This window comes from Bacillus sp. EB600 (assembly GCF_024494385.1).
Taxonomy (GTDB): Bacteria; Bacillota; Bacilli; order Bacillales; family Cytobacillaceae; genus JAEVLT01.
On the sequence record NZ_JAEVLT010000003.1, the window covers coordinates 101,515 to 120,337 of the forward strand.

Genomic DNA, 18,823 nt, shown 5'->3' on the forward strand with positions numbered 1-18,823 from the left:
GTGTCTTTGTGTTTACCCACTTTTTCTTTTGGTAACTCAGCCACCATGGCGAATGCTTTAGGTCTGGAGCTTTGCGCCCTTATCTTTCGGTAAGTTTGCTATTATCATAATAAAGTGAAAATCAGATTAAAATTTCATGAGTTTTAATTAAATTTGTTATATATCAATCCTAAGATATATCAAAACAAAAGTCCATATATTATGACAAAATAATGGTTATTTTTCACTGTTTAGCTGTAAATATATGTGTGAATATAGGTGAAAAGTATCGATTTTTGTAGAAAATTGGCAATAAAAACTTTTGCAAAGGTAGCTGTCTGGTGTTAATCTATTAATTTTCCGTAAAATTAAAAAAATAAGCAATTATCCATGATAAAATTATCCTCATAATCTATTTTTATGAAAAAGTGAGAGGAGGATTTCTATGGTAAAGATGAAAGAGGAATTTGCTTATATTTCGCACCTGATCCCCAAGGTTCTCCAAATGTTATTGAATATTTCACTCATTTTTTTGGCGATGATTCTCTCGTTTTTACTCGTTAAGGAATTAATTATTTTTAGTCGGATTTTGATCGAAAAAGGCAGCGATGATTATCAGCTTTTCCTTGCCAATATTCTTATTTTCTTTTTATATTTTGAGTTTATTACGATGATTGTTAAATATTTTAAAGAAGAGTATCATTTCCCGATTCGCTATTTTATCTACATTGGGATCACGGCACTAGTAAGAATTATTATTGTTGATCACGAACACCCTGTAAATACTTTACTATATTCACTTGCGATTTTAGTTCTAATCATTGGGTATTTCATCATTAATTTAACCCCTCGTGAAAGACCAAATAACAATTGGCTCTTTAAAAAATAATGATTTGCTTTAACCAACAACAAAAAACCACCGTTTTCATTGAAGATAGGAAAGAAATTTTCCTACTAGGAGATCAAAACGATGGTTTTTTTAAGTTTATGTCAAAAAGGCTACGTCCTCTCCTTCAATCGATCGGGAAGACTTTGAATGGATTGAACAACTAAGTCAAGCTTTGCCTCAATTCGGTAAAGCAAATAAAGTGTCACCACAATCGGAAATCCTACCTCACTAATGATTGGAATGAGCTGCTCCACAGTTTATCACCACCTTATTTTAAAGGAAAACATAAATTTTAACCTTGAGAATAGTCTAGCTTCGCCGCTAAACGGGCGCCTTCGCTTTTCGTATAGAAAAAGAGCCGGATTCTGTTCGAAGCCGACCCTTTGTTACAGTGGTTATTAGACAATTTCGTAATCAGTAATCGTGCGCTCAATTACTCGTGCCCCTTGCGAAGAGACAAAGTTGCCATTGACCGTATAAAAGGCACCGGCTGCAATAATCTCATCCATAGATTGCTTGACCACAAGCTGGTCAATTGGTTCCTTTGGATTATCAAGTGTAAGCCGTGCGACCTTGCCATTCTCGGTCACGAATTGCAATTCCAATGTTTTTGCCATTCTCGTTCACCTCCTTATTTATTCATGAAACAACTTTGATAACTGTCTAGCTGCGACGCACAGGACGTTCTAATGCTAGGGCGGCGGCGCTACGCGACTAGTGTACGTCGCTAAACGGACGCTTCCGCTTTTCGTCCTTAAGCCCCCATAATGTCTGAGTTGTCATTTCGTTCAATCGCGTTAAGGGTATCGCTGCACAAGACGCTTAGGGCCTGTGCTGTTTGAAAAAGTTGATCGGTAGTTGCCTCCTTTTTAATGTTGTTAAATGTTTTTGCTTTGTAAATAGGCTTGCCTTGTTCATCTAAGCCTGCTTCAAAAATCATGCGAAGCTTTGTTTCAGTTAAGTTTGCTACTGCCATTGTTCATCACCTCCTTTCACCTTCTATATACAAACGAAAGAGGGAAAAGGACAGGTTGAATAAAAATTTTTTGTACCATCGTTTCCATTCCTTTTTTAGATATCCACCTGTTTTGGATTATATCTACCATTTTCACCCAGATATCGACTGTTTTTGTATTTTTTTCAACCTCTATTGACGCGATATCGGCATCCATGTTCCGAACCTTAGATACTTTTTAATTAATCAACATATTCCGATTTTTCGGAATTTTTATGCCTATTTTTCCGTTAAACTGGAATTTTCCGTTTTTATGGAATGGATATCAACGGGTATTTCTCTATAAATCTACTTTTTCAAGTTGGCACGATGCTTGCATATTAAAATAGTGGAGAAAGAGCTTATTTTATCGTTATTAATTTAAGGGGGATGTTTATGGATTTGTTTGTGATATTGTTGGCACTCGGGCTGTTGATGTTCGTTGCTTACCGCGGGTATTCGGTTATTCTATTTGCACCGATTTGTGCACTGTTAGCTGTTGTGCTGATTGCTCCAAGCCATGTGCTGCCGTTCTTTTCCGGTGTGTTTATGGAAAAAATGGTCGGCTTTATTAAGTCGTATTTTGCGGTCTTTTTATTGGGAGCAATTTTCGGTAAGGTTGTAGAAATGTCGGGAATTGCCGAATCAATCGCGAGGACAATTGTCCGCCTGCTCGGCGCAAAACGGGCGATGGTGACAATTGTTTTGCTGGGCGCGATTTTAACCTATAGCGGTGTAAGCTTGTTCGTTGCCGTGTTTGCGATTTATCCATTTGCTGCTCAAATGTTCAGACAGGCGAATATTCCAAAAAGGCTGATTCCGGGTACGATTGCGCTTGGTGCCTTTACGTTCACGATGGATGCATTACCAGGAACGCCGCAAATTCAAAATGTTATTCCAATTGCTTTCTTTAAAACAAATATTTACGCTGCACCAACGCTGGGTGTCATCGGCGCTATTTTTGTCTTGATTGTCGGCCTGCTGTACTTGGAGTGGAGAAGAAGAAGTGCAGAAAAAGCTGGTGAAGGCTATTACGGGTTTGATGCTGAAACTGCAGCTGCATTGGAAAGTGTACAAGCAGATCCTAATGAGACTGCTGACCTCGATTTAACGGCTAAGCAATCGATTGGCAGACAGATTTTTGCGTTTGTCCCGCTGATTCTTGTTGGAGTTATGAATAAATTGTTTATTACCTATATCCCTCAATGGTATCCAAATGGATTTGATTTTTCAGCGATTGGTTTGAAAGCGTATACAGTTGATGTTACTGCGGTTGCTGCTGTTTGGGCGATTATCATGGCACTGATCGTCGGGATTATCTCATCCCTTCTTTATGATTGGAAACGGGTTACGAAAAATTTGAAGGAAGGCCTGAACACAGCCATAGGCGGTTCACTGCTTGCCACGATGAATACAGGTGCTGAGTACGGGTTTGGAGGAATCATTTCAGCACTTCCAGGATTTGCAAAGGTCAGCGGCGGGATTGCCGGGACGTTCCATAATCCGCTTGTAAACGGTGCGGTAACGACGAGTGCCCTCGCCGGGATGACTGGTTCTGCATCTGGAGGTATGGGGATTGCGTTAGGGGCGATGGCCGATAAGTACAACCAGGCGATTGCTGCAGCAAATATTCCACCTGAGGTCATGCACCGCGTTGTGGCAATGGCGTCCGGTGGTATGGATACCCTTCCGCACAACGGCGCAGTCATCACTTTACTTGCTGTTACGGGGTTAACCCATAAGCAATCCTACCGGGATATATTTGCGATCACCATGATAAAAACATTGGCTGTCTTCTTTATCATTGCCCTTTACACATTCTTTGGCATTGTTTAAATGAGGAGATTCATATAGTAGGTAAAGGACAATAGTGAAATGATCCAGCACCTGAGCAAAGGTTTAATTTTAAAGGAGGGATAAAGAAATGACAAAGGCGTTAGAAGGAAAAATAGCATTTATTACGGGTTCAGCAAGCGGAATCGGTTTGGAAATCGCGAAAACATTTACCGAAGAGGGAGCAAAAGTGGTGATTTCGGACTTGAATGCCGAAAAATGTGAGCAAGTCGTTTCGGAATTAAAACAGCAGGGATTCGAAGCCTTAGCTGCCCCGTGTGATGTAACCAATGAGGAAGCCTTTAAAAAAAGTATTGAATTAGCACATGAAACGTTTGGAAGAATTGATATTCTCGTCAATAATGCCGGACTGCAGTTTGTTTCACCGATTGAAGAATTCCCAACGGAAAAATTTGAGCTGTTGGTAAAAGTTATGCTGACTGCTCCATTTATCGGGATTAAGAACGTGTTCCCGTACATGAAGGAACATGGGTTTGGCCGAGTAATCAATATGGCTTCTATCAATGGATTAGTCGGGTTTGCCGGCAAAGCTGCCTACAATAGTGCGAAGCACGGGGTTATTGGTTTGACAAAGGTAGCTGCACTGGAAGGCGCTGAGCATGGTATTACGGTAAATGCCCTATGCCCGGGTTATGTTGACACCCCGCTTGTCAGAAACCAATTAGGGGATTTAGCAAAAACAAGAAATGTAAGCCTTGACAGTGTTATTGGTGAAGTACTCTTGCCGCTTGTTCCGCAAAAAAGGCTGTTATCGGTATCAGAAATTGCTGATTATGCCGTCTTTTTGGCCAGTGATAAAGGAAGAGGAGTTACAGGCCAAGCTGTTGTTCTTGATGGCGGGTATACAGCGCAATAATGTTCGATTGAAGAATCAAATTCGGTGGCAAACCAGGATTCTTCGTTGGTTCGCTTTTAAGAGCGCCATCTAGTCCTACAAGTTTTCATCACCTTTTTTGCTATAATGTAGATAAAAAAGGTGGGAAGACAGTGGCACGAGGATTTGAAAGTGTACCCTATAGCTGGCATGAACAGATTATTAATTTATTAGCTGAACGGGTCGTCATCGTCGACCGTGAAGGCATTATTCTCTATATTAATGAACCTTATAGTGAGTTTATCGGAACGACCGTTGAAAAAGCTCTTGGCCGCCCAGTGCAGGATGTCATTGAAAACTCACGCATGCACATTGTTGCAAAAGCAGGGGAAGCGGAGCTCGCGGCTGTGCAGCCGATCAACGGGAGTGAAATGATTGCCAACCGATATCCGCTTTATGAGAATGGAGAACTGGCAGGCGCGATGGGAACCGTGATGTTCCGCAGTCCAGAGGAATGGCGGATGTATAAGAGCAAGATTCAGTTTCTTGTCGATGAGCTGAAGTATTATCAAACGAAGGTTCAAAGGGATTTAAAAAGTAAATACAGCTTTAATGATTTAATTGGGATGAGCCCTGCTTTCCTTGCGGCAAAAAAACTGGCTGAAAGAGTTTCAACCAGCCATTCATCCGTTTTGTTGATGGGGGAATCGGGCACCGGAAAGGAATTGTTCGCCCATGCCATTCATCATAACAGCATCCGTTTTTCCGCACCATTTGTAGCGATCAATTGTGCTTCGATCCCAGAAAATTTGCTGGAATCAGTGCTGTACGGTTATGAGGATGGAGCTTTTACGGGAGCAAAAAAGGGCGGGAAAATGGGACAGTTTGAAATTGCGGATGGAGGAACTCTTTTTCTTGATGAAATCGGCGATATGCCGCTTTCCATGCAAAGCAAACTTTTACGGGTTCTCCAAGAGAAGGAAGTCCAGCGCGTCGGCGGATCAAAATCGATTCCAGTCGATGTCCGAATCATCGCGGCAACACATCGGGATTTAGAAAAGATGGTCGCGGAAGGGGAGTTTCGTCATGACTTATATTATCGGTTAAATGTTATTAAAATAGAAATTCCTCCGCTGCGAAAAAGAAAAGAAGACATCCAGCTGATTTCGATGAGCCTTTTAAAAAAGTTGGGAAATCGGTTTTACCGAAAAGAAATCGGGTTATCGGATGAGGTGAAAGAAAAGCTCATGGAGCATGCCTGGCCGGGAAACATTCGCGAACTAGAAAATGTGCTGGAGCGCTGCATTAATGTCTTAGACGGCAAAACGATCCAATTGGAGCACCTCCCATTATATTTACGTGATCAAGAGACTAAACCGGACGATAAAAACGTGCAGAATCCTATTAACGCAGATCGAGCAAACACACCTTCATTCCCGATTCAACCGTTAAAAGAAACACTCGCCCTGGTTGAAAAGCAAGCCATTCAACAGGCACTAGCGGCTGCGGAAGGAAATAAAATGGAAGCTGCTAAGCTGCTGGAAATTGGAAAAACCAGTTTCTATGAAAAATGCAAAATATATGGCATTAAATAACGAAGCCAGGAAGAAAAGAGTAAGAGAGGAAAGTCAAAATGATTAAAAACATTACGATTATTGGTTCAGGTGGAAAAGCTCAATAAACGAGACCGTAATTTTATAAAGCTTGGAAAAATTAAAGCCGGGGTTACTCCACAAACAGTTTACGTTTAAAATATAGAAACATAGTGTAATAGGTTGTATATTTTTTGAAAATTAAGACTAGCACATAAAAGTGGGTTTATAGATAGAGGAAGATTATATCGAAAGGGTGATAAATTTTTATGAAAAAGGATAAAATCATCGATTCATTTGAAGAAGCAATTCAAGATATCCAAGATGGTGCCACAATCATTGTTGGCGGTTTCGGCTTAAGCGGGATTCCGGAAAAGGCGATTCTTGCTTTACGTGATAAAGGAACGAAGGATTTAACCATTGTGAGCAATAACTGTGGGGTAGATGATTGGGGCCTTGGTCTTTTATTGGAGAATAGACAAATTAAAAAGATGATTGCGTCCTATGTCGGAGAAAACAAGCTGTTTGAACGCCAATTTTTAAGCGGGGAGATAGAGGTAGAATTAGTACCTCAAGGGACACTGGCTGAGAGAATTCGTGCCGGCGGTGCTGGAATTCCCGGATTCTATACAGCCACCGGAGTGGGGACAGCGATTGCAGAGGGAAAGGAACATAAGGTTTTTAACGGACGGACTTATATTTTAGAAGAAGGAATTGTTGGGGATTTTGCCTTAGTAAAAGCATGGCAGGCCGATCCGCTTGGAAACCTAGTCTATCGAAAAACAGCTCGTAATTTTAATCCGCTAGCGGCTATGGCCGGCAGGGTCACGATTGCGGAAGTGGAGGAAATCGTTCCTCTTGGTCAATTAGATGCGGATCACATTCATACACCTAGTGTTTTTGTTCAAAGGATCTTACTTGGAACAAATTATGTGAAAAGAATTGAAAGGCTTACGGTTACAAATGGATAGTTAGAAAACATATTTGGGAGGGGAAAACAAGATGAGTGATAGTCGGCAAAGAATTGTAAAACGGGCGGCACAAGAGATAAAGGATGGCATGAATGTTAATCTCGGGATTGGAATGCCAACGCTTTTAGCAAATGAAATACCGAAGGATTATAATGTCTTGCTTCAGTCTGAAAATGGCTTATTAGGAATTGGCCCATACCCGGTTGCCGGAGAGGAAGATCCTGATCTTATTAATGCAGGAAAAGAAACGGTCACGACCGTAAAAGGTGCTTCCTTTTTTGATAGTGCAGAATCGTTTGCGATGATTCGGGGCGGGCATATTGACCTTGCGATTCTTGGAGGTATGGAGGTTTCTGAAACAGGAGATTTAGCGAATTGGATGATTCCGGGAAAAATGGTAAAAGGAATGGGCGGGGCGATGGATCTTGTTCATGGTGCCAAGCGCGTTGTCGTTATTATGGAACATGTAAATAAACACGGGGAATCAAAAGTTAAAAGGGAATGTTCTCTTCCATTAACAGGTCAACAGGTCGTTCATCGATTAATCACGGATCTAGCTGTTTTTGATTTCACTTCAGAAGGTATGGTTCTAATGGAAACGCAAGAGGGAGTTTCGGTGGAAGAAGTAACGGAAAAAACAGAAGCCGCTTTTTCAGTTAGCCCGGGATTGCGCGCAGCAAAGTAAAACAGAAAAGAAGTACCCCTGTTCTTTAATAGAACCGGGGTTTCTTCTTTTCGTTTATGAAACCAGTCGGACCCCTACTGGTATGCGGAGTTGGCCCGTACATTCGTACGATCAGCCCCGCGATTCGATTCGATATACGATTCGGAAGCTCATGGTGATGCGTTATGAACCATTTCGGATGCGTTATGAACGATTTTCGATGGTTATGAACGATTTTCGAGGGATTATGCACCATTTTTCAATAGTTATGAGCATTTTACCATAATATGTAAAATTAGACAATTATTTATAGGGTTATAAAGGCCAACACGATTGTCTTGCCAACATTTTCTTGGACTGCTTTTACGATTGATGCCTGCTTTATTCACTACTATAATAAAAATAGTTTAGTATTTTAGGAATCGAGTGTGGAGCAGCAATGGCTATTTTGAAAAATGATTGGGCGCCTTTACTTGAAGGGGAATTTGCAAAACCGTATTATCAGCGGCTGTGGGGGGCGCTGCGTGATGAGTACCAAACACGAACGATTTACCCCGATCAATACGATATTTATAATGCACTGCATTACACCCAATTCGAAGACACGAAGGTTGTGATCATTGGTCAAGACCCTTACCATGGTCCTGGGCAGGCCCATGGATTAAGTTTTTCGGTTAAACCAGGAGTAGGAATTCCTCCATCATTGAAAAATATTTATAAGGAATTACAGAATGATTTAGGATGCTATATTCCGAATCACGGTTATTTGGTTGAGTGGGCTAAGCAAGGGGTATTGATGCTTAATGCCGTATTAACAGTCCGGGCTGGAACCCCAAACTCACATAAAGGCCTTGGCTGGGAAATGTTCACCGACAAGGTTATTGAAACCTTGAACAAGCGGGAGACACCTGTTGTGTTTATCCTGTGGGGAGCCTTTGCCCAACAAAAGCAGCAGCTGATCACGTCACCGCAGCATTACATCATTAAATCACCACATCCGAGTCCGTTTTCCGCTAATCGTGGCTTCTTTGGAAGCAAGCCATTTTCCAGTGCCAATGCCTTTTTACGAAAAATTGGCCGGGAGGAGATCGATTGGCAGATCCATAATCGATAACCGAGCAATCCAATTTAATAGATTACTAAGAAATAACCTTAGCTTCTTAATAAAGTTAAGGTTATTTTTTTCAAATTAACTCGTTCAGAACAAGGCATGAACGGACATGCATAACGCCTTCATTCTAAGACAGCATTTATTAGACATTATGATTATAAAAGTGAAGTGCTTTTTTTGCCGTAAAGTTTCGTATTATCAAAATAATTTGAAATATTAGTCATTTTTGAATATAATTATATTCAAAAATGACTAGGTGATGAATATGAATGGAAGTTTGGATGATTCAATTATTTTAAAGCATATTCTGCAGCATACGTTTGATGAAATCTTTGTGGCAGACGCTACTGGAATGGTTTTATATACAAGCCAATCTACTGAAAAGGTTTTTGGCATTCCTTGTGAGCAAATTGTTCATCACAATATTTTCGACTTGGAGAAGCAGGGAATGTTTTTACCTTCCGTGATTGCTAATGTGTTAAGAACCAATCAAAAAGACATGCTAATCCAGGAAACAAAGCACAATAGAAAACTGATTATTTCCGGATACCCAATTTATGGACCAACCGGGGAATTGGTTGGAGCGCTTAGTGTTTCAAGAGATGTTACAGAGTTTGAACATTTGAAAAAAGAGAATGAGCAGGTCGCAGAGGCATTAAACTTATATAAAGAACAAATAGAACAATTAAAAAAACAAGCGGCCAATCACTACTTTTTGCGAAATAGCAAAATGGAAAAGGTATTTGATATTGTCTCAAAAGTAGCTAATTTAGGAGTAACCGTGCTTTTGGAGGGAGAATCAGGATCGGGAAAAAACCATATTGCCCAAATGATTCATCAAATGTCTGCAAGAGAAAACCACCCTTTTGTTGAGGTAAACTGCGGGGCAATACCCGAAGCACTGTTCGAATCAGAGCTTTTTGGCTATGAGGAGGGGGCCTTTACCGGATCTAAAAAAGGAGGGAAAAAGGGTTATTTTGAAGCAGCGGGAAAGGGAACCTTATTTCTCGATGAAATTGGCGAATTGCCGATGAATTTGCAGGTAAAACTGCTGTCTGTTTTACAAAACCACAACATCATGAGGGTGGGTGGAAGTAAAAAGATAGAGGTGAATTGCCGAATTATTTGTGCTACCAATCAAAACTTGGAAAAAATGATTGCGGAGCGAAAATTTAGAGAGGACCTTTATTATAGAATAAACGTGGTGAAGATTGAGATTCCTCCTCTTCGAGAGCGAAAGGAGGAAGTTTTTCATTTAATATATGAAATTACCGAAGAAATGAATCAAAAATATGAAATGGACAAGCACTTTACCCCATCAATGATTGCCTGGCTTAGCCAGCAAGAATGGCCGGGGAATGTTCGGGAATTGCGGAACTTTATCGAAAAAAAGATTATTACATCGAATGAAAATGAAATTGCTCTTGAGGTGGAGAAACAGGAAACAAAAAGGGAGGTGTCAGCTGTATCTGATGAAATGGCGTTAAACGATTATCTAGAATCATTAGAAAATGAATATATTGTGCGGATGTATCAAAAATATCCAAGCAGTATTAAACTTGCTGAAAAATTAGGAATCAGCCAATCCACCGCCAATCGAAAAATACGGAAATATGTCAATGAAGGTAGTCAGTTTTGATTATATAAAACGAATTGATAGGGACTATTTTTGTACCGAACCGGACAATCGTATGAACCAACCTTTATATGGTACGCTTCAACTGCCATATAGCATGCTCCACTTTCCCCGTTATTCCCTTAGAAGCTTGGCATGAAAGTTGCATAAATAAAGATGAGAACAAAATTTTGTTGGGGGGCTTCTTTCATGTCAAATCAAGATGAAAAGCAATTTCTAAATCTGCCTTTTACGGGAATCTGTACGTTTGGGAAGTATCCGGTTTGTCCGGATCTAGACAAGCTGGATGCGGATGTCGCGGTGATTGGCGTACCAAATGATATGGGCACACAATGGAAATCGGGGGCTAGAATGGGCCCGAGGGGAATTCGGGAAGGCTCGACATTGTACAGCTTTGGATTGAATGGTGCTTACGATATTGAAAAAGACATCATGTATTTAGGGCCGAAATGGAAAGTAGTCGATTGCGGCGATGTGGACATGGTTCATGGGGACATCATACAATGCCATGAAAATACGGAAGCAGCGATCAGAAAAATTGTCGCAAAAGGAGCGATGCCGGTTGTGTTAGGCGGTGACCACTCCATCACCATTCCAGTTGGAAAAGCTTTGGAAGAATTAGGTCCCTTTCATGTGATTCAAATTGACGCCCATTTGGACTGGGCCGACCACCGTTCTGGGCAGCGGTATGGCCATGGAAGCTGTATCCGCCGTTTGTCGGAAATGGACCATGTTCAGAAAATCTTCCAATTTGGCATTCGCGGGATTAGCAGTAGTATAAAAGAAGACGTTGATGCGGCTAGAGAATATGGCAGTGTCATTTTATCACCAAGGCAAATGAGGAAGATGGGAATCGAAAACGTTCTGGAACTGATTCCAAAAGGTGAAAAATATTATATTACGCTTGATATTGACGGTTTGGACCCTTCCGTAGCTCCGGGAACGGGCACCCCATCACCGGGCGGATTTATTTACGATGAGGTAAATGAATTGCTCGAAGCAATCGCCAAAAGAGGCCAAGTGATTGGTTTTGATTTAGTAGAGGTGGCCCCGCCATATGATCCCGCAGGAATGACCGGCCAAGTCGGTGCTCGGATCGCCCTGGATTTACTCAGCTTTGTTTTAAAAGAAAGAGAGAACGCAGCAGAAGGCAGTGCAAGCAAAGAAGAAATTCACTCTTAATGAGGAGCCTGGTTTTACATAGAAAGACTTCCTTTCTGTGTAAAACGCTCCATAAAACCTATCAACCTATTCTTAAAAAAAAAATATAGGGGGTTTTGTTGATGAAGTTTGAAACGAGGAGCATTGAGTATATTCCTGCCAATGAGCGTCATGGAAAAGCAAGAGGATTATTTCCTGTTTGGTTTGCGGCAAATATGCACATGACGACACTTGTGACAGGAGCGCTATGTGTGACCTTTGGTTTAAATCTTTTTTGGAGTGTTGCGGCGATTATCGTTGGTAATTTGCTGGGGGCCATTTTTATGGCTTCTCATTCTGCTCAAGGGCCAAAGCTTGGCATTCCGCAAATGATTCAGAGCCGTGCTCAATTTGGCGTAATCGGGGCGGTTATTCCACTTCTACTTGTTATTTTTATGTATCTCGGCTTTTTTGCTAGCAGCGGTTTGTTAGGAGCTCAAGTTTTGAGCAGCTCCTTAAATATCAATTTGACTTGGAGTATCATTATTCTAAATATTATCACGTTTATCGTGACAATGATTGGTCATGATCTCATTCATAAAATGCAAAAATACTTATCATGGGTGTTTTTTATCGTTTTTATAATTGCTACCGTTATTGTCTTTCAATTGCCTGTGCCCGCAGGGAGTTGGTCACCAGCGCATTTTAATCTATCAACCTTTATGTTAAGTGTAAGTGTAGTGGCAACCTGGCAAATTTCCTTTGCCCCGTATGTTGCCGATTATTCAAGGTATTTGCCGGTGAATACTCCGTATAAGCAAACCTTCTGGTATACGTATGCGGGGACGATTCTGGGAACAGGATGGATGATGCTTCTAGGCGTCATTTTGACCACTGCTATTCCAGGGTTCCTAAGCCACTCCGGCGATCATCTGGCACATCAGTTTGGCGGTTTTGCTTTTATAATGTTTGCCGTCATCCTCTTTGGCCAGCTCTCCATCAATGTCTTTAATTTATATGGTGCCTTTATGTCAACCATCTCTACTGTGGAACCGTTTTCAAAAATAAAGGTTACCCCAAAAGTGAGAATGTTCTTTGTTTTTGGGATTGCAGCCATCGGGACCTTACTAGCCATTTGGGGCCAGGGAAATTTCCTTTCCAATTTTATCAACTTTATTTTATTCATTAGCTACTTCTTAATTCCATGGACAGCCATTAACCTCGTTGATTTTTATATACTTCGGCACGGCGAATACAGTATTAAGGATATCTTCGATCTGAATGGGAAATACGGGAAATTCAACAAGATTACCTCACTATCGTTTTTAGTGGCCATTATTGCAGAAGTTCCGTTCATGAACTCCTCACTCTATGTGGGTCCGGTTGCCAAAGCATTGGGAGGGGCCGATATTGCCTGGATTTTGGGAATAGTGGTTCCAGCAGTCCTCTATTATATTATGATGAAAAGAAAATTAAATAGTGTGTCTGAAGCGGACGTCAACATCCAGTCAATTGAGAGTGAGACCATTTTTTAAAACCTAAACAGGCCGACACCTCTTTCGGATATTGTGCCCTCAACCGTGTGTGAACCATTACTGAAAAGAGGAGCTGTTCTTTTTACCTTTCAGCCAAAACGGTGAAATCTCCAACATCGCTAAATGTTGGAGATTTTTCATTTGTTCGATTTTCGCTGAATTCCAACAAGCTCGGTCTCAATACCATGTTCATCGAAAAGAGACTTTAACTTTTTGGCGACAAGGGTTTCATTTTCTGGAGGATTGATACTTTTGATTTTTATACTATCCTGTAAAATTACCTTTGCCTGTTCTTGATTCATTTTTTCTTACCTCGCTGCTGACCTTTTATTTATAAAAGAATTTTTAGAGCAACATCTATAAAGGAAAATTGGATATCTATGACACATTTTAGAAGAGATTTGTACTTAAATAAAAGGATCAGTTTAGATTGAACAACGATTTTTTATCCGACAACTCATTATTTCCAAAAAAAGGTGGATAATATGCTTAAACACGTTTTTAGGGGTGAGTTATGTTGGATAAAAAAAAGATATTCTCATTAGCCCAGTTAATTATTCCGTGGCTAACTGTTCCTTTCATGGGAAAACGTTCATTTTTTAGATTTTTGCCTGTAGCTAGTCTTGTTAATTTATGCCTCAGTGCAACAAGTACAATAGCTAATAAGAAAAAATGGTGGATCAATAAAAATCCTATCTTCCCGGGCCCTGTAGATTTTACATACTTTCTAGGACCTTATTTTGTTGGCACACTGTGGATATTTAAATTAACTTACGGCAGTTTTTTCAAATACTTACTTACAAATATAGCAATAGATTGGATTAATGCTTTTCCTTTTTTCTCTATCTCTCAAAAAGTTGGATTATTTAAATTTAAAAAGATGAAAGCTAGCACGTGGGGAGTTATGAGTGTGTGTTGGGCCATTTTAATTTATGGGATTCAGTATTTAGTGGAACAATCCATTAAACCAAAAAAATAGTTCTCAAACAAGATTTTAAAGGATTTTCATTCGGAATGATTGGTAACGAAGAAAAGTGTACCTGAGATAGAAGGATATTTCAAAATACAAAAAGAAATTATTTCCTTGCAAGATGCACTTCAACTGGTTCAAGATCAGGCTAATGTTTCCTTAAAGTAAGAGAAAAGATCCTATAGTAGTTCATTCACGAACTTGAATTGCTATTGGGGATGGCCTGTTAACCTAAATATGAAACATTTTAACAAAGAAGGCTACTGATATTCAGCAGCCTTCCTTGTTAGAGTATACAGCATCGGCGGAGGAGAACTATAAGTAGGGACCAGTCGTTGTGCCTCAATAATTTTGCAGAAGATGAACTGACGCAGGATGGGGCAATTTTTTTCGAAAAATCAATTTTTCTTACACTTCCAGCCCAAAAAATCATACTATACATTACGTACTGGGCATTTATCATGAATAAGAGAAGCCCTTTAAACTTTGAGGAAAGGATTAAAAAACCGTGAATAATAATCAAGATACATGGAGCAAATCTATGAATGATGACAATACATGGAGCAGAACTATGAATAATGACAACACATGGAGTCAAACTTTTAATTTCACGCAACAGCCTGCCGCATCTGCCTCTACTTCTAGATCTGCTCCTGTCCCCATCACTGTCCCGGTCAATGTCACACTCCCTGCCCCTGTCCCAGCTGCTCCCCCGGGAGGGATGATAGGCAGGGTGCTTGCAATCATTTCAGCAGTTTTCTTACTTGGTGCAGCTGTCTTTTTCTTAGTTTCCGTAGTCGTAGAGTAAAGTTTCAGAATGGAGCTTTCGAAGCATGATTATTTGTCAGGTGAAGCAGTAAGTCGAACCTTATTAGGGACAATTAAGAAAATGAACGAACATTTACTATAGAATTGTAGAAGATTAAGAGAATGTTTGATTTATGAAACTAAAAAAGGTACTTCTAAACATCTTAGAAATTATCATAGATTTGAATAGAACCGTTCAAATACTTATAGATATATTCCAATACTCCCACTGCATGAGAAAAGCCGATTCCTGTAAGCAGGAATCGGCATGCTTCATTTTTTAAAGATTTCCGATAGATAGATATTTAGTCTCTAAATATGGTTCGATTCCTTCAAGTCCGCCTTCGCGGCCGATTCCGCTTTCTTTCATGCCGCCAAATGGGATGTGAGCGCCAGACGGGGCACCGTCGTTCCAACCGACAATTCCAAAGTCCAGATGTTCACTCAAATATGTTCCTGCTTTATAGTCATTTGTGAAGAAATAGGCGGCCAGTCCGTACGGGGTACTGTTCGCAATTTCGACCGCTTCCTCCAAACTCTTAAAGGTGATGATCGGCGCAACGGGACCAAATGTTTCTTCCTGCATAATATTCATGTTGAGCGTTACTTTGGTTAATACAGTAGGATAGACAAAGAAGTAGCCTTGTTCTTGATCAACATTGAATTGATTTCCTGCCAGAACTTCCGCTCCTTTTTCAACCGCATCATTAATTTGAGCGACAATTTTGTTGTAGCCTTTTTCGTTAATAATAGGTCCTATATTCGTATCTTTATCCAGCCCATTACCAACTTTTAGCTTTTTGGCTGCTTCTGCTAATTTTTTAGAGAAGGCTTCAGCAATATTTTCATGGACAATAATCCGATTGGCACAAACGCAGGTTTGACCTGCATTCCGAAATTTTGTGGCGATTGTCTGATTCACAGCGAAGTCAAGGTCAGCATCTTCTGCAACGATGAGCGGAGCGTGGCCCCCTAATTCCATTGTTACATGTTTAATCGTATCGGCACTGTTTTTAATTAATTGCTTTCCGACTGGGGTAGAACCTGTAAAGGTAATTTTGCGCACATACTCACTGCTTGTAAAAATATCCCCCACCATTGTACCGGGACCGTTCACGTATTGGATAACATCGGAAGGAATCCCAGCTTCATGTGCCAGTTCTACTAATCTCATTGTTGTTAACGGAGTTTCGACGGCAGGCTTTACAATAAACGGGCATCCGGCTGCTAATGCAGGTGCTGCTTTCCTAGTCATCATTGCAGCTGGAAAGTTCCAGGGCGTAATCGCGGCAACTAAACCGATTGGCTGTTTGGTGACAATGATTCTTTTCGTTTCGCTTGCCGCAGGGACGGTTCTTCCGTAGATGCGTTTTGCTTCCTCTGCATACCAATCAATATAGCTCGTTGCATAGTTGACTTCGCCAAATGCTTCACTTAATGGTTTGCCATTTTCCAACGTCATAATTTCGGCTATTTCTGCTTTATGTTCTTGGATGACTTGCGACCAGTTTCTTAATAAGCGGGATCGTTCATGAGCGTTCACCTTTGCCCATTTTTTAAAACTGTCATGGCCATTTTTTATGGCTTGTTTAATTTCTTCTTCACTATCGACTTTTACTTCTTTGATTAGTTCACCTGTTGCCGGATTTTTCACTTGTAATAATTCTGCCATCTAACTCCACCACCTCTTTTTTTGTAGAAACTATTTATCTATAATTTTTTTGAACCATCAAGCTTCGGCACTAGCGACTAGTTTGCCACCATCAATATCAATAAAGTAACACTATAAGCATGGTCGGCGATGCAAAGGTTGCCATTGCTTCTCCCTTTAGCTACATATTTCTTTTTTTTTCCTGTCATTCAAACGCCTTTGATTCAGTGGCATTCTAATCGCCCATTATCATAGTATCAAATTCTAGTAAAATTATTACAAAAATCTGATCCAATGAAAAGTACCAAAATAGAAATAAAATAGGTACCAGATGGAGACGAAACTAAATTTGTCAATATAGTTCGGTAAAGCCAGTTCTTCAAGAAAACTGGCTTTATCCCACACGAAGTTTCCACCCTCTATGCAAAAGTTTCGCACAGATTTTCCCTGTTTTCAAAAAGAAAAAGCACTCTTAAGCGAGTGCTTCTGGACCTATCTTTGCCTTCTTCCTTTTTTTCCAAAAAAACAAACAAAGCAAAAAAATAAATGCGCCTACTGAATCAATCATCACATCAAAAACGGAGGAGGTTCTGCCTGGTACATACGCCTGGTGCCACTCATCTGTCGCAGCGTAAATGGCCGTAAACAACCATGCAAATTGATAAGCCCGCGGCCGCTTATTTAATGCTGTTTTGAATAAAACCGCAAGGATGCCAAAAACGGTCACGTGGGCTGCTTTGCGAATTAAGTAATCAATTATACCAATGCCACTTGAATCTTTCGGAAAAATATCCCCGAGTATGTTTGTTAAAAAACCTCTAGTGTGTTCATCATTATAAACCGGCAGGGCTGTAAAATAGAAAATTTGTATGCACCATGCGACCACCAATGCCCACCATATCCAACGAAATTTCACAAAATCCACCTCTGTGCCATTTTAACGTAAATCGGCAAAGCTGAAAATAGGATTTGAGTCGTAGAATGTCGTTTTGTCAGAATTATGTAGGAATATCTTCAAAACAACGGAAATGGCAGGGGAGCAGTGTTAGGTTCAGTTTTCCACTAAAAAAACGGTCTGGGAAGGAATCAGACCGCCTTTTATATAGTATTTTTAAAAAACATCAAAAATCAAGTTAACATAGCTCCGCCGTCTATCAAGATTTCTTGACCTATAACGTGGCTGGATAAGTCGGATACTAAGTACATCATTAGGTTCGCAATCTCTTCAGGCTCGGCATAGCGCCCATCTGGAGCAGTAGCTGCAAATTGTTTTCGCGTTGCTTCAGCTGCTGCCGGGTCCCCCTGGCCAAAGCCGCTTTCGATGGAACGCATCATAGCTGTGTTTACCACACCTGGACAAACTGCATTTACTCGTACTCCGTGTGGTGCTGCCTCAAAGGCGGCAGTTTTTGTCATACCAAGAACGGCGTGTTTGCTTGCGCCATATGCAACCATACTTGGAGTTGCCGCCAAACCTGCCCCTGAAGATGTATTTACAATTGCACCGCCTTTTTGTTCAATCATGTGCGGAAGTACATATTTCAAGCCCAGGTATACTCCACGTACGTTGATGGCCATTAATTTGTCGAATACTTCTGTAGGGTAATCTACAAGTGGAACAATTTTTCCTTCCCAGCCAGCATTATTTAGGAAAATATCAATTTTGCCATACTTCGAAATTGTCTTCTCAACATAGGCTTTAATGTCTTCCTCGCTTGTCACGTCAGCTTTCACAAATAGCGCTTCGCCGCCATTTTCCTGAATTAGGTTCACTGTCACCGTTCCAGCTTCGTCAGACAGGTCAACGACGACCACTTTTGCACCATTGTCTGCAAGAGCTAATGAAGCCGCCCGGCCAATTCCGCCACCACCCCCAGTGACAATTGCTACCCTACCTGTGAAGTCAAATTTTTGCATGTGATTTTCCCCCTTTATTCATTCATAAAGACTTGGATCGTATAGTATGCGCTTTCATTATAACTCAATAGTTGTTTAACAAATCTGAATTTTTCATGAATATTTTGTGGCAGGTCACGGTTAAAAATAGAGAACCGTGTATTTCCATGGAACTTCCTCGCTGGATCTTGTCCAGAACGATAGATTAGTTTAGTGTGACTTTATTTTAAAGCAACAGAATAGATATAGAAGGGAGATGTTTCAGCACTTCTCCCCTCTATTAGGCACCCATTTCAATAAAGGTCGAGTATTTTTCATAT

19 protein-coding genes and 1 riboswitch are annotated in these 18,823 nt (G+C 40.6%); of the genes, 12 read left to right on the forward strand and 7 right to left on the reverse strand.

What is annotated here, in order from left to right:
• Window positions 1-27 precede the first annotated feature (27 nt).
• Window positions 28-110, reverse strand: a riboswitch (cyclic di-GMP riboswitch).
• Between the two features lie 314 nt (window positions 111-424).
• Window positions 425-868 (forward strand): phosphate-starvation-inducible protein PsiE, encoded by a 444-nt coding sequence (gene psiE, locus JN080_RS04860; RefSeq protein ID WP_256234795.1) that lies wholly within the window; start codon window positions 425-427, stop codon window positions 866-868.
• 110 nt (window positions 869-978) lie between these two features.
• On the opposite strand, the gene JN080_RS04865 is transcribed toward psiE, so the two are convergent.
• The 3 genes from JN080_RS04865 to JN080_RS04875 all read right to left on the reverse strand — a co-directional run bounded on the left by JN080_RS04865 (window position 979) and on the right by JN080_RS04875 (window position 1,844).
• Window positions 979-1,122 carry a YvrJ family protein gene (locus JN080_RS04865; RefSeq protein WP_256234796.1) on the reverse strand — a complete coding sequence of 48 codons (144 nt, stop codon included), beginning with the start codon at window positions 1,120-1,122 and terminating at the stop codon, window positions 979-981.
• Between the two features lie 144 nt (window positions 1,123-1,266).
• Window positions 1,267-1,485 (reverse strand): DUF2922 domain-containing protein, encoded by a 219-nt coding sequence (locus JN080_RS04870; RefSeq protein ID WP_256234797.1) that lies wholly within the window; start codon window positions 1,483-1,485, stop codon window positions 1,267-1,269.
• Between the two features lie 137 nt (window positions 1,486-1,622).
• Window positions 1,623-1,844, reverse strand: coding sequence for a DUF1659 domain-containing protein (locus JN080_RS04875; protein ID WP_256234798.1), 222 nt, complete (start codon window positions 1,842-1,844; stop codon window positions 1,623-1,625).
• Between the two features lie 414 nt (window positions 1,845-2,258).
• Here JN080_RS04875 and JN080_RS04880 point away from each other — a divergent pair, with 414 nt between their 5' ends.
• The 9 genes from JN080_RS04880 (at window position 2,259) to JN080_RS04920 (ending at window position 13,179) form a co-directional block, all read left to right on the forward strand.
• On the forward strand, window positions 2,259-3,698 hold the full coding sequence (locus JN080_RS04880; RefSeq protein WP_256234799.1) for a GntP family permease: 1,440 nt from the start codon (window positions 2,259-2,261) through the stop codon (window positions 3,696-3,698).
• Window positions 3,699-3,786: 88 nt separating this feature from the next.
• Window positions 3,787-4,572, forward strand: coding sequence for a 3-hydroxybutyrate dehydrogenase (locus JN080_RS04885; RefSeq protein WP_256234800.1), 786 nt, complete (start codon window positions 3,787-3,789; stop codon window positions 4,570-4,572).
• A 131-nt stretch (window positions 4,573-4,703) separates the two neighbouring features.
• A complete protein-coding gene (locus JN080_RS29600; protein WP_256234801.1) occupies window positions 4,704-6,125 on the forward strand; it encodes a sigma-54 interaction domain-containing protein in 1,422 nt (473 codons plus the stop codon).
• Between the two features lie 266 nt (window positions 6,126-6,391).
• A complete protein-coding gene (locus JN080_RS04895; protein ID WP_256234802.1) occupies window positions 6,392-7,093 on the forward strand; it encodes a CoA transferase subunit A in 702 nt (233 codons plus the stop codon).
• 31 nt (window positions 7,094-7,124) lie between these two features.
• On the forward strand, window positions 7,125-7,778 hold the full coding sequence (locus JN080_RS04900) for a 3-oxoacid CoA-transferase subunit B (protein WP_256234803.1): 654 nt from the start codon (window positions 7,125-7,127) through the stop codon (window positions 7,776-7,778).
• 418 nt (window positions 7,779-8,196) lie between these two features.
• On the forward strand, window positions 8,197-8,871 hold the full coding sequence (locus tag JN080_RS04905) for a uracil-DNA glycosylase (protein ID WP_256234804.1): 675 nt from the start codon (window positions 8,197-8,199) through the stop codon (window positions 8,869-8,871).
• 262 nt (window positions 8,872-9,133) lie between these two features.
• Window positions 9,134-10,507 (forward strand): sigma-54 interaction domain-containing protein, encoded by a 1,374-nt coding sequence (locus JN080_RS04910; RefSeq protein ID WP_256234805.1) that lies wholly within the window; start codon window positions 9,134-9,136, stop codon window positions 10,505-10,507.
• 186 nt (window positions 10,508-10,693) lie between these two features.
• Window positions 10,694-11,686 (forward strand): agmatinase, encoded by a 993-nt coding sequence (gene speB / locus JN080_RS04915; protein ID WP_256234806.1) that lies wholly within the window; start codon window positions 10,694-10,696, stop codon window positions 11,684-11,686.
• Between the two features lie 101 nt (window positions 11,687-11,787).
• On the forward strand, window positions 11,788-13,179 hold the full coding sequence (locus JN080_RS04920; RefSeq protein WP_256234807.1) for a purine-cytosine permease family protein: 1,392 nt from the start codon (window positions 11,788-11,790) through the stop codon (window positions 13,177-13,179).
• 137 nt (window positions 13,180-13,316) lie between these two features.
• On the opposite strand, the gene JN080_RS04925 is transcribed toward JN080_RS04920, so the two are convergent.
• Entirely contained in the window at window positions 13,317-13,481 is a 165-nt protein-coding gene (locus JN080_RS04925) for a hypothetical protein (protein WP_256234808.1), read from the reverse strand.
• Between the two features lie 212 nt (window positions 13,482-13,693).
• Here JN080_RS04925 and JN080_RS04930 point away from each other — a divergent pair, with 212 nt between their 5' ends.
• Window positions 13,694-14,158 carry a hypothetical protein gene (locus tag JN080_RS04930; RefSeq protein WP_256234809.1) on the forward strand — a complete coding sequence of 155 codons (465 nt, stop codon included), beginning with the start codon at window positions 13,694-13,696 and terminating at the stop codon, window positions 14,156-14,158.
• A 499-nt stretch (window positions 14,159-14,657) separates the two neighbouring features.
• A complete protein-coding gene (locus tag JN080_RS04935) occupies window positions 14,658-14,957 on the forward strand; it encodes a hypothetical protein (protein WP_256234810.1) in 300 nt (99 codons plus the stop codon).
• Window positions 14,958-15,236: 279 nt separating this feature from the next.
• Here JN080_RS04935 and JN080_RS04940 read toward each other — a convergent pair whose 3' ends face one another.
• The 3 genes from JN080_RS04940 to JN080_RS04950 form a co-directional block, all read right to left on the reverse strand.
• Window positions 15,237-16,628 carry an NAD-dependent succinate-semialdehyde dehydrogenase gene (locus JN080_RS04940; RefSeq protein ID WP_256234811.1) on the reverse strand — a complete coding sequence of 464 codons (1,392 nt, stop codon included), beginning with the start codon at window positions 16,626-16,628 and terminating at the stop codon, window positions 15,237-15,239.
• Between the two features lie 451 nt (window positions 16,629-17,079).
• Window positions 17,080-17,523 (reverse strand): VanZ family protein, encoded by a 444-nt coding sequence (locus tag JN080_RS04945; protein ID WP_256234812.1) that lies wholly within the window; start codon window positions 17,521-17,523, stop codon window positions 17,080-17,082.
• A gap of 212 nt (window positions 17,524-17,735) precedes the next feature.
• The gene (locus tag JN080_RS04950; RefSeq protein WP_256234813.1) at window positions 17,736-18,524 is read right to left on the reverse strand and encodes an SDR family NAD(P)-dependent oxidoreductase; all 789 of its coding nucleotides are present in this window, start codon (window positions 18,522-18,524) and stop codon (window positions 17,736-17,738) included.
• Between the last annotated feature and the right edge of the window lie 299 nt (window positions 18,525-18,823).

Excerpts from the sequence above, each read along its gene's own strand:
- psiE (WP_256234795.1), top strand. The coding sequence starts at position 425 with ATGGTAAAGATGAAAGAGGAATTTGCTTATATTTCGCACCTGATCCCC.
- JN080_RS04870 (WP_256234797.1), bottom strand. The coding sequence starts at position 1,485 with ATGGCAAAAACATTGGAATTGCAATTCGTGACCGAGAATGGCAAGGTC.
- JN080_RS04875 (WP_256234798.1), bottom strand. The coding sequence starts at position 1,844 with ATGGCAGTAGCAAACTTAACTGAAACAAAGCTTCGCATGATTTTTGAA.
- JN080_RS04880 (WP_256234799.1), top strand. The coding sequence starts at position 2,259 with ATGGATTTGTTTGTGATATTGTTGGCACTCGGGCTGTTGATGTTCGTT.
- JN080_RS04885 (WP_256234800.1), top strand. The coding sequence starts at position 3,787 with ATGACAAAGGCGTTAGAAGGAAAAATAGCATTTATTACGGGTTCAGCA.
- JN080_RS04895 (WP_256234802.1), top strand. The coding sequence starts at position 6,392 with ATGAAAAAGGATAAAATCATCGATTCATTTGAAGAAGCAATTCAAGAT.
- JN080_RS04900 (WP_256234803.1), top strand. The coding sequence starts at position 7,125 with ATGAGTGATAGTCGGCAAAGAATTGTAAAACGGGCGGCACAAGAGATA.
- JN080_RS04905 (WP_256234804.1), top strand. The coding sequence starts at position 8,197 with ATGGCTATTTTGAAAAATGATTGGGCGCCTTTACTTGAAGGGGAATTT.
- JN080_RS04910 (WP_256234805.1), top strand. The coding sequence starts at position 9,134 with ATGAATGGAAGTTTGGATGATTCAATTATTTTAAAGCATATTCTGCAG.
- speB (WP_256234806.1), top strand. The coding sequence starts at position 10,694 with ATGTCAAATCAAGATGAAAAGCAATTTCTAAATCTGCCTTTTACGGGA.
- JN080_RS04920 (WP_256234807.1), top strand. The coding sequence starts at position 11,788 with ATGAAGTTTGAAACGAGGAGCATTGAGTATATTCCTGCCAATGAGCGT.
- JN080_RS04925 (WP_256234808.1), bottom strand. The coding sequence starts at position 13,481 with ATGAATCAAGAACAGGCAAAGGTAATTTTACAGGATAGTATAAAAATC.
- JN080_RS04930 (WP_256234809.1), top strand. The coding sequence starts at position 13,694 with ATGTTGGATAAAAAAAAGATATTCTCATTAGCCCAGTTAATTATTCCG.
- JN080_RS04940 (WP_256234811.1), bottom strand. The coding sequence starts at position 16,628 with ATGGCAGAATTATTACAAGTGAAAAATCCGGCAACAGGTGAACTAATC.
- JN080_RS04950 (WP_256234813.1), bottom strand. The coding sequence starts at position 18,524 with ATGCAAAAATTTGACTTCACAGGTAGGGTAGCAATTGTCACTGGGGGT.